This window comes from Oceanobacillus sp. FSL W7-1304, from assembly GCF_037969805.1.
Classification (GTDB): domain Bacteria; phylum Bacillota; class Bacilli; order Bacillales; family Amphibacillaceae; genus Oceanobacillus; species Oceanobacillus profundus.
The window spans coordinates 3,225,872-3,239,229 of sequence record NZ_CP150211.1 but is presented as its reverse complement, the minus strand read 5'-3'; the positions used below and the strand labels follow the sequence as shown (position 1 = coordinate 3,239,229).

13 protein-coding genes are annotated in these 13,358 nt (G+C 38.6%); 4 read left to right on the top strand and 9 right to left on the bottom strand.

Going from position 1 to position 13,358, the window contains the following annotated elements:
* Positions 1-298: 298 nt before the first annotated feature.
* Entirely contained in the window at positions 299-1,498 is a 1,200-nt protein-coding gene (locus tag NYE61_RS16260; RefSeq protein WP_095307727.1) for an MFS transporter, read from the top strand.
* 122 nt (positions 1,499-1,620) lie between these two features.
* Positions 1,621-1,866, top strand: a complete 246-nt coding sequence (locus NYE61_RS16255; protein WP_095307715.1) for a DUF1450 domain-containing protein — start codon at positions 1,621-1,623, stop codon at positions 1,864-1,866.
* Positions 1,867-1,923: 57 nt separating this feature from the next.
* Here NYE61_RS16255 and NYE61_RS16250 read toward each other — a convergent pair whose 3' ends face one another.
* The 9 genes from NYE61_RS16250 to NYE61_RS16210 form a co-directional block, all read right to left on the bottom strand.
* Positions 1,924-3,099 (bottom strand): iron-containing alcohol dehydrogenase, encoded by a 1,176-nt coding sequence (locus NYE61_RS16250; RefSeq protein ID WP_095307714.1) that lies wholly within the window; start codon positions 3,097-3,099, stop codon positions 1,924-1,926.
* A 17-nt stretch (positions 3,100-3,116) separates the two neighbouring features.
* Positions 3,117-3,494 (bottom strand): RidA family protein, encoded by a 378-nt coding sequence (locus tag NYE61_RS16245; protein WP_251660199.1) that lies wholly within the window; start codon positions 3,492-3,494, stop codon positions 3,117-3,119.
* Positions 3,495-3,569: 75 nt separating this feature from the next.
* Positions 3,570-4,196: a lysozyme family protein gene (locus NYE61_RS16240; protein ID WP_303448386.1), complete on the bottom strand. Its 627-nt coding sequence runs from the start codon at positions 4,194-4,196 to the stop codon at positions 3,570-3,572.
* Positions 4,197-4,199: 3 nt separating this feature from the next.
* Positions 4,200-4,634, bottom strand: coding sequence for a hypothetical protein (locus tag NYE61_RS16235; protein ID WP_095307710.1), 435 nt, complete (start codon positions 4,632-4,634; stop codon positions 4,200-4,202).
* Between the two features lie 14 nt (positions 4,635-4,648).
* Positions 4,649-5,989 carry an MATE family efflux transporter gene (locus NYE61_RS16230; protein WP_303448388.1) on the bottom strand — a complete coding sequence of 447 codons (1,341 nt, stop codon included), beginning with the start codon at positions 5,987-5,989 and terminating at the stop codon, positions 4,649-4,651.
* A gap of 114 nt (positions 5,990-6,103) precedes the next feature.
* On the bottom strand, positions 6,104-8,119 hold the full coding sequence (locus NYE61_RS16225) for a TRAP transporter permease (RefSeq protein WP_095307708.1): 2,016 nt from the start codon (positions 8,117-8,119) through the stop codon (positions 6,104-6,106).
* Entirely contained in the window at positions 8,112-8,645 is a 534-nt protein-coding gene (locus NYE61_RS16220) for a DUF1850 domain-containing protein (protein ID WP_095307707.1), read from the bottom strand. The genes NYE61_RS16225 and NYE61_RS16220 overlap by 8 nt, the downstream gene beginning before the upstream one ends.
* Positions 8,646-8,783: 138 nt before the next feature.
* The gene (locus NYE61_RS16215) at positions 8,784-9,731 is read right to left on the bottom strand and encodes a TAXI family TRAP transporter solute-binding subunit (RefSeq protein WP_095307706.1); all 948 of its coding nucleotides are present in this window, start codon (positions 9,729-9,731) and stop codon (positions 8,784-8,786) included.
* A 218-nt stretch (positions 9,732-9,949) separates the two neighbouring features.
* Complete coding sequence (locus NYE61_RS16210; protein ID WP_095307705.1) at positions 9,950-11,008, bottom strand: nitronate monooxygenase family protein; 1,059 nt, start codon at positions 11,006-11,008, stop codon at positions 9,950-9,952.
* A 465-nt stretch (positions 11,009-11,473) separates the two neighbouring features.
* On the opposite strand from NYE61_RS16210, the gene nikC reads away from it, so the two are divergent.
* Both nikC and NYE61_RS16200 read left to right on the top strand, forming a co-directional pair.
* A complete protein-coding gene (gene nikC / locus NYE61_RS16205; RefSeq protein ID WP_095307703.1) occupies positions 11,474-12,376 on the top strand; it encodes a nickel transporter permease in 903 nt (300 codons plus the stop codon).
* 16 nt (positions 12,377-12,392) lie between these two features.
* On the top strand, positions 12,393-13,349 hold the full coding sequence (locus NYE61_RS16200) for an ABC transporter permease (protein ID WP_095307702.1): 957 nt from the start codon (positions 12,393-12,395) through the stop codon (positions 13,347-13,349).
* Positions 13,350-13,358: the final 9 nt, after the last annotated feature.

The following is a 13,358-nucleotide window of genomic DNA, read 5'->3' as shown; positions in this document are numbered from 1 at the left end:
CTCCGAATTAACGTAATAGCATTAATTGCTGTTTCTCTTCAAGCGTTTTAAAGCCATACTCTTGAAGGACTAACATTCAGCGGGGAAAGCCCCTAATGAATGTAGTTTTACTTTTATCTATTATAACGCTTGGATATAATTTTGAACATCTTTTTCACGAATCAATTCCGTATGATGAGCAGATAACTTTCAATTTATTTCGTATTGGTGTATATTTAGAGTACCGAAATAAATTGAAAGAAAGAAGGTTTTTGGAATCATAGATACTGACCAAGCGGCTAAACGTAATTTGGCTATTATGTGGTTCGCCAATTTTTTTGTTAGTGGTAGTATGACAATGGTAATTCCATTTATCTCCTTATATATTAATTCAATGGGGAATTTCTCCGACTCCTATGTACAAACCTGGTCGGGGTTAACGTTTGCAGTAACATTCATTGCTGCATTTATCTTTTCTCCAATATGGGGAAGAATAGGAGATAAATATGGCAGAAAGAATATTTTAATTATCTCTGCATTTGGGATTGGACTATCTGTATTTTTAATGGGGTTTGCCACATCAGTATGGCAGCTTTTTTTATTGCGATTGTTTATGGGAATCGTAACCGGATTTATCCCAATGTCACAAGCATTTATATCTGTACAAACACCGAAAGAAGTCGCAGGGAAAGTACTCGGGACGCTGCAAACCGGGAGCATAACTGGAGCGCTAATGGGACCAATGCTCGGTGGTGCATTAGCAGATATATTTGGGTATTCAAGCACATTTAAATGGGTTTCCATTACAATATTCATTTCAGGATTCCTTGTCATGTTTGGAATCAAGGAGCTGCAAATCAATATATCTAATGATAAAAATGATTTTAAATCGTATAGCAGTAAAGAAGTATTGCAGCATATTCTGAGTAGACCAGTATTACTTGTCGTGATGTTGCTCTCAACATTGGTACAGATTGCACATTTTAGCATTCAGCCAATACTTTCTTTATTTGTAGCTGAAATTCACGGCCCCGTTAATATTGCATTCTTTGCCGGGCTAGCTTTTTCAGCAGCCGGGTTAGGGAATCTTCTCATGTCCCGAAGATGGGGCAAGATTGGAGACCGTATTGGTTATATAAAGATATTAATCATCCTCTTATTTATGGCCGGTATTGTCTATTTCCCTGGAGCATTTGTAACGAACATTTGGCAGCTCGTCGTACTGAGATTCCTACTTGGTGTTTCAATTGGCGGTATTGTTCCACTACGGATTGCATATATTCGTCAGGAAGCACCGTTATCAATGCAAGGTGAAGTGCTTGGCTATAACACAAGCCTGCGCTTCCTGGGAAATATTATCGGCCCAGCACTTGGCGGTATAATTGCTGCTACTTGGGGATTCTCTTCTGTATTCCTTATCACAAGTTTATTGCTTATTGCTAGTGGTGTAATTATGCTTGTAGCTTGGTATAAAAGCGAGAATTCACCAAAGCAAGCTCATTCCTTTTCATCAAGATAGCAGGCTTAAAGCGGGTGGATGTTTTGCTTACGTGGCTAGACCGAAACAGAATGATTGATTTCTAGACCCAAATATGCTAAAACTAACTAAGTCTTAATTATTAAGGAAAGAAAGTGATAGCAATGGGTATAGTCGTTGTTGAAGTTTGTGACGGTAATGCAATCACTACTTTAAATATAGAAGAAATTATCGAAGCAGAATTTCCGGAAGTAGCCGTGCTAATGAATGAATGTTTATCATTTTGCGGATTATGTCGAGTACGACCGTATGCACTTGTAAACAACAAACGCGTTTTCGGTAAGACTCCGGAAGAATGTTTGGAAAAAATACGTGAGGAAATAAAAAAAGAACTGGCTATCTATCAATGATATGCCAGTTCTTTTTCTACTTTATTTGACAAAATATTTCCTGGGAAATAGTCGAAATTATTCGGTTAAGCTCGCTGTGAAAATTGCAATCGAATCCTGTTTGTTTAACCGCTTGAAGTTACCATATTCCGGGCTAGCACTAACCGTTTTTTCACCCATTAATTCAACCGTGCTTTCATCGATAGCATAGTCGGCTAATGTCGCTGGAGCTCCAATAGAATTCCAAAACACTCGGAGTTTATCAATTCCTTCATAGGCAATTTCCTGATCTGATTTACCTGTCGTACTTACACCAAATACACGAACTGCTAATTGCTTGAAGCGTGGTGCATTATTTTCATCCAAAACATGCTTCATCCAATTCGGAAAAAGAATTGCTAATCCTCCGCCATGTGGAATATCATGCACTGCTGATACGGCATGCTCTAAGTTATGGGTCGCCCAATCTCCACGATAACCCATGTTCAGCATATTATTTAATGCTAACGTACCACTAAGCATGATTGTTGCCCGGTGATCATAATTCTCAGGGTCATCAAGCAATTTCGGTGCAGTTTCCATTACAGTTAATAATATCGATTCACAAAAACGATCTTGCACCAATGTATTTGGCGTTTCGTGGAAATAATGCTCAAGCACATGGGACATAATATCGACAATACCGTATACTGTCTGGGCGCGTGGTACGGTGAATGTATGTGCTGGATCTAAAATAGAAAATGCAGGATACGTATACGGCGTTCCCCAGCCATGCTTCTCATTTTTCTCCCAGTTTGTGATTACCGATCCACTATTCATTTCTGAGCCTGTTGCAGCCAAAGTTAGAACAGTTCCAAATGGTAACGCTCCGTTTGCACGCTCTTTCTTTGTCACAATATCCCACATATCCACATCTGTTTTTGCACCGACAGCAATTGCCTTCGTACAATCAATAGTACTTCCGCCACCAACTGCAAGCAGGAAATCAATTTGCTGCTCTTTACAGATGGCTACGCCTTTACGGACGGTTGAAATACGTGGATTAGGCTCTACGCCAGGCAATTCAAACACATCTGCTCCAAGCCTATCGAGCTCTCTCTTCACATCATCATAAATGCCATTCTGTTTAATGCTTCCCCCACCATAGACAACTAAAACACGATTGCCATACGGTCTTATTTCATCAGCGAGCTTCTCCAGCTGCCCTTTACCGAAAATTAATTTCGTCGGATTCTGATACGTAAAATTTTCCAAATTAGATTCCTCCAATATTATTTGGTATATGCTACGACATCCATTTCAACTAAAACATCCTTGGGTAGTCGGCTTACCTCAACAGTTGCTCTAGCCGGATATGGCTCTGTTAGAAAGCTGCCATAAATTTCATTTACCTCAGCAAAATGATCCATTGAAGATAAATAAATCGTAAATTTAACAACTTGAGAAAAATCGCTTTCCGCTTCTGCCAAAATTGCTTTTAAATTTTCAAGTACTTGTTTGGTTTGATTTGCAATACCATCAACAATTTCACCTGATGCTGGAGCTATCGGAATCTGTCCTGACACATAGACAAAATCTCCTGCCTGAATTGCTTGTGAATACGGTCCAATTGCTGCTGGTGCTTTTTCTGTTTGAATTACTTTCACCATTTGAATTCCTCCCATTGTATTTGTTTTGTCTAAATTCTTTCTTTTCTATAATCATACCAGTTTCTTCGCTGTTCTTCATTCAGGAGCTAATACATCTTTATACTGCATAACAGATCTGACATAGTATATATCTCCGTAGCAGGCGTCGTATTGCTTTGCTTCTTCCCGCAGACATGTATAGATGGTTGGATCAGAAGCGTTCTCATACATTTCTTTAGAAAATGCAATTGCAATATCCTGTGAGTAGCGTCCAGTTTCTGCATGAACATAATCAATAAATCCTCGGCCGAAATTATACGATTGGATGGCAAGTTCTAGGTCATCATCTGCATCCGCCAATGTTTTCGAAAAATAATAGACCCCTTGTTTAATAGAAAGCTCAGGATCCTTAATACACCCAATTTCTCCACAATAGCTTTCCGACGATTGCATCGGATCATTGCCTCTCCCACCTGATTCCTGCATCATCATTGCTTGCAGAACATCGACATAATCTTCAACACCATATTCCTTCGCGTAGGTTTCAATTAAAGGCTTATAGCTCCGAACTTCTTCACTGATTAAGGGAGATGATCTTTCAGGACGGAATTCCTCTTGTTTTTCAAAAGTCAAAAACGACACTAGTAAAAATACACCAATTAAAAAAAACACTACACTGAAGGTTTGCTTTGTTATCTTTTGTATCTTCCGTTTTAGCTTCATATACTATCTTTCCTTTTCCCTCAACAATAACTGTATCAACAGCCAGACAACAACCCCATAGATGAGATGTCCAACAGCCCAAAACAAAAATGCAGTCCTATCCATCAAATCTGGAGTGCGCTCTGATAATTGCGTTGTAAAATAGAGGATACATCCAATCAGAACATTTACGATTATGTATGGCAGCATTTGATTTTGAAGCTTCCACCTTTCAAGCAAAAAGTAGATACATAGTACAAGTATAATAGAAACAATCAAATGCAAGCCAAATTCAATAGCCTCATGCATATTCCATTCTTTTATAACAGGAATATAATCTACATTTAATAACAGAACATAAACCGCTTTCCCTGTAAAAAGTTCCACCATCTTCAAAAATATACCCAGTACTAAACCGGAAATGATGCCACTACTTATAAGATTACATAATCGTTTCATTAAATTGCTCCAATTTATTTACTTTTTTTAAACAATTCTTTCTCTCGCCATTTACCGAATCGATAGTATCCAATAGCAATCACACTGCTAATCACAAAGCTTGCTCCCATTCCGATTGCTATTCCAATCTCACCAAATAACATCGCAAATAAGGCTGTTAGCGGATACCGCAATACCCAAAATGAAATAATATTAAGTACAAGCACTTGATACATTGCACCTGCCGCACGAACGATTCCATTTAAGATAAAATTAATTCCTAAAAACGGATAGCACAAAGCAATAATTTGTAAGTACGTCTTACCAAACTCCACTGCTGATTCATCCCGGATAAACAGTTTGACACCATATTCAGCCAAAAATACAACAACAATACCGATTGCTAGCATAATAGAGAAGTTGTAGAGCACCCCATACTTCGCGATCCCTTTTACACGAGACCAATTTTTTACGCCAATGTTCTGTCCTGCCATACTACTAACAGCAGTACTAAGTGCATGTGCAGGCAGCATTAGTAAACTATCCAAACGCTGAGCTGCACTAAATCCAGCAACAACGCCACCACCAAATCCTGTAACAACACTCATAATTGCTGCTGATCCTGCTGAAATAACAGACATTTGTAAACCTGAAGGAATCCCAAGGTTCAAAATCAATCCAACTTCAGCTTTAGCTGGTAATATTGGCATACTAAACGGAGCAAGCTTTTTAGATAAAATATAAATCAAACCATATAGAAAAGCGACTCCTTGCGATAGTACAGTTGCATATGCCGCACCTTCTACTCCCCAATTAAACACACTTATAAATATTGGATCGAGCACCGTATTTAGCGCCACAGCAATCATAACAAAGCGTACCGGCGTTTTACTATCACCCAAAGCTCGAAGAACCGTGCTAATAAAATTATAACCAAACAGGAATAAAATCCCAATAAAGTTAATTTGTAAATAAGCATTTGCTTGTTCCATCATAACTTCCGGTGTACCAAGCATACTTAGAAACTGTTCTGAAAAAAAGTATCCTATGGCACCTAACACAATCGCTATCGTTGTTAGAATTACGACAAATGCATTTAAGTATCGTTTTAATCCTGTTTCATTATCCTTTCCTTTCTGCTGTGACAGAATGGTAAGTGCTGCATTATTCAAACCAATTATAAATGAAAGTACCGTAAACAAAATGGTTCCCGATACTGCTACTGCTCCCAATGCAGTGGCACCAAGCAAGTTTCCGACCCACAAACTATCGATCAGCTGGTAGGATGTTTGCAATAAATTTGTAAACATAATTGGCCAAGAAAACCGAATTAGCTGCTTGAATATATTCCCTTCTGTAAAATCATATTGCTTCATGATGTTAATCCTCTTTCTTCTATTATATAAATCTTATGTTTAAGCATAGCGCATTAACATAAGAAATCAAAGAAAGGTGATCAGATAAGATCCTGATCACCTTCATATTAAATTTTATCCTGCAGACCCTGCTTTTTCCAGATTCCCACGCTGATTATTTTGGCCTTTATCTTTTGTCATAAACTGAATAGCCACTAATATAACAAAAGCAATAAAGCCAATTGTATCGGAATAGCCTTCTGGATACATTAACAGCAATCCAGTAACTACTGAAATAATCCTTTCAAACCAGTTAATTTTCCGATACCAAAATCCAATGAGACCTGCACCAACCGCAACCATTCCAATCATGGCCGTAATGAGTGACCAGCCAATATCGAGAAAGTTTCCTTCTATCATCAATAGTGTCGGGTTAAGAACAAACATATACGGTATGATAAAAGCAGCAATCGCTAGCTTCGATGCATTTAGTCCCGTACGGATCGGATCTCCTCCAGATATTCCACTCGCTGCAAAAGCCGCGAGTGCCACTGGCGGTGTAATATCCGCAACAATACCAAAGTAGAACACAAACATATGTGCAGCTAAAACAGGAATTGCTACATCCAGTTCTCCATTTAATGCAATGATTGCCGGTAAAGCAATAGTCGATGTAATAATGTAATTTGCTGTTGTCGGAGATCCCATTCCAATAATGATCGACGTAATCATTGTGAAGAACAAGGTTAACATCAACTGAATTTCTGGTGAACCTGCAATGGTTCCTGCAATGCTAACAAGACCATTTCCTAATTTTAGCCCTAAACCTGTTTTTGTAACGACCCCTACAATAATTCCGGCACAGGCCGTGGCTGCTGCAACCCCTAACGCTGTTCGCGCACCTGACTCCAATGCAACAATAAACTTACTCGGTGTAATTCGTGTATCCTTTCGAAACAAACTTACAATAATGGTGGCTATAATCCCATAGATTGCTGCACGTTCAACACTTATACCAATAAATAAAAAGTAAACAATTGCCAGTATTGGCAGTAATAAATGGATTTTCTTCAGTACAGATATTTTACTTGGGATTTCTTCCTTCGGTAATCCAAGAAGGCCCATTCGCTTCGCTTCAAAATGCGTCATAATCCAAATACCGGAGAAATACAGAATAGCTGGGATTGTTGCTGCTTTCGCTATATTCCAATAGCTTTCTCCCGCAAACTCAATCATTAGAAATGCTGCCGCTCCCATAATTGGCGGCATAATTTGCCCGCCGGTGGATGCTGCCGCTTCTACCGCCCCCGCAAAATCTTTCTTATATCCAAGCTTTTTCATCATTGGAATCGTATACGCACCCGTTGTAACCGTATTCGCTACAGAGCTTCCAGAAATTGTTCCGTTCAGCGCACTAGAAAATATCGCAACTTTTGCGGGTCCTCCAATCCGGCGACCAGCAATCGAAATCGCCAAGTCATTAAAATAGTTTCCAACTCCTGTTTGAACTAAAAAAGCGCCAAATAATAAGAATAAGAAAATATACGTAGATGATACTTGTAATGGAGTACCAAGGATACCCTCTGTTGTAAAAAACATAGATTGAATTAATTGCTGGAAGCTTAACCCCCGATGTGCAAGCATTCCTGGCATAAACGGACCAAAAATTGCATACACAAGAAATAATCCAGCAATTATTGTTATTGGCATGCCAACGGCTCTTCTGGCAGCTTCTAAAACTAATAGTACTGCAACCCCACCTATGATTACTTGCGTGCCATCAATGCCCCCTACTTGTTGAACTAAGGACTCATAGAATACCGGCCAATATCCACAGACAACAATGGATAATGATGCAAGAGCATAGTCATACCAAGGTATTGTCTGCCTTTTTGTTTTTCTTCGGGCAGGAAATAATAGAAAGATCAGTGTCAATGCAAAGCCTAAATGGACTGTTCGTTGAATGTAAGCTGTTTGTTGACCGAATACTCCTGTATAAATTTGGAAAAGAGAGAAAGCAATTAATACAAAAAAGATTACTTTAGCAATAAAGCCACCAACATTTCGTGTATTTGATTCAGCATCATATTTTTGCATAAGTTCCTGTTGCTCTTCGAATGTTAATTGCTTTGTTTCTTTGTTTTTACTCATGGATCTCTACTCCTCTCACATATTTCCATAATGTGATTTTTTCTACCTTCACTGTAAACCAATCACCAGGATCAAAATAATCATTAAACCAGACCATATGCTCCTGTCCCGAATTTGACTCCCATAAGAATCGATTTTCTGAAACAGTTTTTCCGTTGCGAATTTTCATCGAAGCAAAGTAATTTTCTAAGTCTCTCACATGATATTTTCCATCCTCATAGACAAATGTTTCTCCTTCTCCCGCATTAGCAGGCATGCCAATACCAAATTCCTCATAGACAATTTCGTATTGCTGTATATCAAGGTTTTCCGTAACGATATATTTTTCTGCAACATCTGTTAAGTGAATGGAATGTGTAAAGATGATCTGAAATTTGTCACCTATTTCTATTGGTTTAAACGCTGCCAGTTCATTTGTGTTTTTTTCATAGAAAACAAGAGCAGTACCGACTGGAGCAAATAGAAAAATGCCTAATAAACTTGCTATGATAAAAATAATAATGATAATCTTTTTTTTATGTAACATAACGTTTCACCTAGATCATGCTTTCATTATTCAATGATTAGTCATATAACTGCCTATCTATTTGGCAAAAATAGCCGACAGCCATTTCCTTATAAAAGGACGGACAGCCGGCTATAGCAACCTATAAATAGAAACAGTCTATTCTACACTTATACCTTCTTCCTCATAATACTTTTGCGCTCCTGGATGTACATCAATTCCGATACCATCTAACGCAGTTTCCAACTTAATAAATTGAGCCTTATCATGCGCCATGCTATCTGCATTTTCGTAAATAGCTTTCGTGATGTCATAAACTGTATCTTCTGAAACGCTATCTACTACCGCAAGCATTGCTAACACCGCAACCGTGTTTACGTCTTCATCTAAGCCATATGTTCCTGCTGAAATCGTGTCAGCAGCATAATACGGATATTGTTCAATCATTTCATCAATTTTATCCTGAGCAATTGGAACGACCGAAACGTCTACTGTAGCAGACAGCCCTTCAACAGCACCTGTTGGCGTACCTGCTGTAATAAAAGCAGCATCGATAGTACCGTCTTGGATTCCTCCAGTAGATTCACCGAAGTCAAGGTTTTGCGGGTCGATATCATCCATAGTCATTCCATGAATTTCAAGAATTTGCTCTGCATTCACATATGTTCCCGATCCTGGTGCACCAACTGAAACAGATTTCCCTGCCAAATCTTCTACAGATGCAATACCAGAGTCTGCAGTTGTAACAATTTGAATTGTTTCTGGATAAAGTGCTCCAATTGCAAGTACATTATCAATCGGATTACCTTCGAAAGAGTTTATTCCATCAATCGCATTTGACATAACGTCCGTTTGTACAAACGCTAACTCAGCATCTCCCTCACTTAAAGCGATTACATTATCAGCCGAAGCATTCGATGAAACTGCATCTGTCTGAATACCTGTAGCTTCTGTTATATTAGTAGCCATTTCACCACCAAGCGGGTAATAAGTACCACTAGTTCCCCCTGTTAGCATTTGGAGAAATTCATCCTCACTACATGCTGCTAGAAATAATACAAACCCCATCAATAATACTGTCGATAAAAACAATTTTATCTTTCTCATTAAAACACCCCTTTTGTTTTACTATTCTAATAAATAATATAGTAACGGAACGATAATTTGATGTCAAATAATTCTAAAGCATCATTTTTTTAGTTATTTAATCATAATTCCTCATTTACTGTAATTTATTGTTATATTCATTCTATTAAACAAGCGAATAAAGACAGCCAAGAAATTAAGTTAATCTAGGTTCTTGGCTGTTTATTAATATGATCAGGTTATATCGTTTTAACTTCTGTGTTCCCCACAAAAAATCCGATAATATCTTTCACGCTTTCTTCTTTATGTAATGCCCCTACTCCTTGACCAGCCCAAAGTGATTGTAAATCAGCAATGGCAAATTCAGCTCCAGCTGCTCTTAGATCTTTCGTTAGTTCATTTTGAATTGGAAAAGGTAAAATATCTAGCCCACTTGATTCTACTTCATCGATGAAACTGTTTTTAATTGCTCTTGCGGGTCTACCTGAGAACACTTTTGTTATCACCGTATCTTCATAACTGGCTTTCATTAATGCTCTCCGATAAGTTTTATTTGTTCCAGCCTCTTTAGCCAGTAAGAATCTTGTCCCCATCTGTACACCACTTGCTCCCATTAATAGTAGCGCATCCAGTTGTTTCTTCGTATAAATCCCTCCTGCAGCAGCAACTGGTAAAGAGGTATTTTCTAAAATTGACTGGATTAGTGTAATCAAACCAATATTACTCCCACTCGGGTACTTTTCAATATCAAACGTGCCACGATGACCACCAGCTTCAACACCTTGGGCAACGACCATGTCATACCCCATATCTTCTAGGTGCTTTGCCTCACCAACATTTGTTGCCATTCCAATAAGGATTATGTGATTCTCTTTTAACCGTTTTATTAATACAGAAGAAAGTGCACCAAAAGCTGTACTGACAATAGGAACCTTTTCTTTTATAAGCAGATACACTTTCTCTTGTAAATAGTCCTTCACTTTTACTAGATTCTCCTTAGTATCTATACCTACTTCATCTCTTTGTTTGTTCAATAGTGCTTGCATCTCATCTACATCCGTTGAGAAGGCTTCGAGATTTGCAGCAAACAGGTTTACCGCAAAAGGTTTGTCAGTTAATTGTTTCACACGGTGAATCGTATCTTTTAATGTATGTGTACTCATGTAGCCTGCACCAATTGTTCCAAGCGCACCAGCATTCGACACAGCGGCTACAAGTTCAGGCGTCGTGATCCCACCAGCCATACCAGCTTGAATGATCGGAATTGTAATTTTTAATCTTTCTAATATGTCTGCCATCCTTTCTCACTCCTTTTTAAAAGCATTTTTGTAAAGTGGGTTTACTGTCTAGATGAGCCACTTAATTGCTATATGTGTATGCTCGTTCTGTTATTAGCATACCATAGACGAAATAATTAGACGACTTAATTACTGAAAAATACCAATTTACATATTTTTATTGCGAATTGTTGATTTACCAGTATGTTTCTTTTTTCGACAATAGTCCCACTTTTTAATCAAATTGTAAATTCAATTTTTCGTGTTATAATCGAAAAATGGTGGGTAAAAATATGCAATTTAGGTGCGTGTTCAAAAAGCAGATGAAAAATACATAGTAGTTTTGGACGATGGTTATATGATTAAGCTCACACCTCTGCCCTGCAGAAAGTGTTGAGCATTGTCAACCTCTCGTCTAAACGTGTCCTTTTCACCGGGCTTTTTGAACTACCTTTTAATCTACTTATGAAAGGAAGTTAGCAATCTATGAGTCAGTCGACAGAACATATCGAAAACACTAGAACCGCGATCAAACCTCCTAACCCGCGATTCAAAAATTGGAGATTAGTATATCGAAAGCTAAAAAAGAATAAATCAGCTATGGTTGGCGGTTTTCTAATTTTATTCCTTATAATTGTCGCAATAATCGGTCCATACTTCACACCATATCAACCCGATACACAAGATATGCTGAATAAGCTCCAACCCCCATCAGGAGATAATTGGCTGGGAACGGATAACTTTGGTCGTGATATTTTTAGCCGTATTATTCACGGAACAAACCTAACATTAATTGTCGGATTTTTCTCTGTTCTACTCGGTGGTGCAGTCGGAGTCCTTATTGGAATTTTCGCTGGATATTATGGTGGAAGAACGGACAGCATCCTTATGAGATTAATGGACATCTTACTTGCTTTTCCTAGTATTTTACTTGCACTTGCAATCGTAACCGTGCTTGGAGGAAGCCTGCAAAATGTTATTATCGCGGTTGCTATCTCATCTGTACCTGTATTTGCCAGGATTGTTCGTGGTTCTACTTTATCTGTTAAGAAGCTCGAATATATTGATGCGATGAGAGCTTTAGGAGCTAGTGATGCTCGGATTATTTTTAAACACATTTTTCCAAATATTACTTCACCAATTATCGTGCAAGCTACTCTTAATATAGCTACTGCTATTTTATCTGCTAGTGGATTGTCTTTCTTGGGACTTGGTGCTCAGCCACCTACACCTGAATGGGGAGCTATGCTAAGTGACGGGCGTAACTATTTATACAATGCTCCACATGTTGCTCTTTTCCCTGGGCTTGCCATTGTGCTTGTAGTTCTGGCATTCAATATGCTTGGTGATGGTTTAAGAGACGCATTCGATCCGAAGACAAAAGAGTAGAAAGAGGTGAAAGATCTTGTTTAAGTTTATTATCCGAAGAATTATTCAAACTATTCCCGTTTTAATCGGGGTTTCAATTCTAGTATTTAGTATGATGCACTTAGTACCAGGGGATCCTGCTCAAATTATGGCAGGTGAAAGCGCACCAAAGGAACAGGTTGAAAATATTAGAGAAAGATTGGGTCTAAATGATCCATTACCGGTTCAGTATTTTAATTATGTAAAGGATGCTGTTCAAGGTGATCTTGGAAACTCCATGCGTAGTGGACGAGATGTAACAGCTGAAATTGGAGCACGATTTTGGGTTACGGTAGAACTTGCGATTTACAGTACAGTTGTTGCCGTATTTATCGGGCTTATCGTCGGTGTCATATCAGCCACGAAGCGATACTCTCTAGCTGATACATCTCTTATGATTCTTGCACTTTTTGGACTATCCATGCCGAACTTCTGGCTCGGACTTATGCTTATCCAATGGTTTGCCATCGGTATTGATCTTCCTAGCTGGGTTCCATTCTTTAGTGACACCAGTTGGTTTAAGCCATCTGGTTGGGGAAGCTTCGCACAGGTCGTATTACCAGTTCTAACTCTGGGTACGGGTAGCGCAGCCATTATTGCAAGAATGACACGTTCGAGTATGCTCGATGTAATTGACCAAGACTATATTCGTACTGCAAGAGCAAAAGGTGTTAAGGAACGAGTTGTTATTTATCGCCATGCACTTAAAAATGCATTGATACCTGTTGTTACCGTAGTTGGTCTTCAATTCGGAGGTCTGTTAGGTGGAGCTGTACTTACAGAGAGTGTATTTGCCGTAAACGGTATGGGAAAACTAATCATCGATTCTATTCGAGCACGTGACTTCCCAGTAGTCCAAGGAACCATCTTAGTCGTTGCTCTATTATTCATCTTCGTTAACTTAGCAGTTGACATTACGTATCGATATTTAAATAAACGAATTGATCTAGACTGATTGCTATCA

What these genes read in the sequence shown, in the direction of transcription:
- NYE61_RS16240 (WP_303448386.1), bottom strand. Translation starts at nt 4,196, where the DNA reads ATGAAGCTAAAACGGAAGATACAAAAGATAACAAAGCAAACCTTCAGT.
- NYE61_RS16230 (WP_303448388.1), bottom strand. Translation starts at nt 5,989, where the DNA reads ATGAAGCAATATGATTTTACAGAAGGGAATATATTCAAGCAGCTAATT.
- NYE61_RS16235 (WP_095307710.1), bottom strand. Translation starts at nt 4,634, where the DNA reads ATGAAACGATTATGTAATCTTATAAGTAGTGGCATCATTTCCGGTTTA.
- NYE61_RS16255 (WP_095307715.1), top strand. Translation starts at nt 1,621, where the DNA reads ATGGGTATAGTCGTTGTTGAAGTTTGTGACGGTAATGCAATCACTACT.
- NYE61_RS16260 (WP_095307727.1), top strand. Translation starts at nt 299, where the DNA reads ATGTGGTTCGCCAATTTTTTTGTTAGTGGTAGTATGACAATGGTAATT.
- NYE61_RS16225 (WP_095307708.1), bottom strand. Translation starts at nt 8,119, where the DNA reads ATGAGTAAAAACAAAGAAACAAAGCAATTAACATTCGAAGAGCAACAG.
- NYE61_RS16220 (WP_095307707.1), bottom strand. Translation starts at nt 8,645, where the DNA reads ATGTTACATAAAAAAAAGATTATCATTATTATTTTTATCATAGCAAGT.
- nikC (WP_095307703.1), top strand. Translation starts at nt 11,474, where the DNA reads ATGAGTCAGTCGACAGAACATATCGAAAACACTAGAACCGCGATCAAA.
- NYE61_RS16215 (WP_095307706.1), bottom strand. Translation starts at nt 9,731, where the DNA reads ATGAGAAAGATAAAATTGTTTTTATCGACAGTATTATTGATGGGGTTT.
- NYE61_RS16210 (WP_095307705.1), bottom strand. Translation starts at nt 11,008, where the DNA reads ATGGCAGACATATTAGAAAGATTAAAAATTACAATTCCGATCATTCAA.
- NYE61_RS16245 (WP_251660199.1), bottom strand. Translation starts at nt 3,494, where the DNA reads ATGGTGAAAGTAATTCAAACAGAAAAAGCACCAGCAGCAATTGGACCG.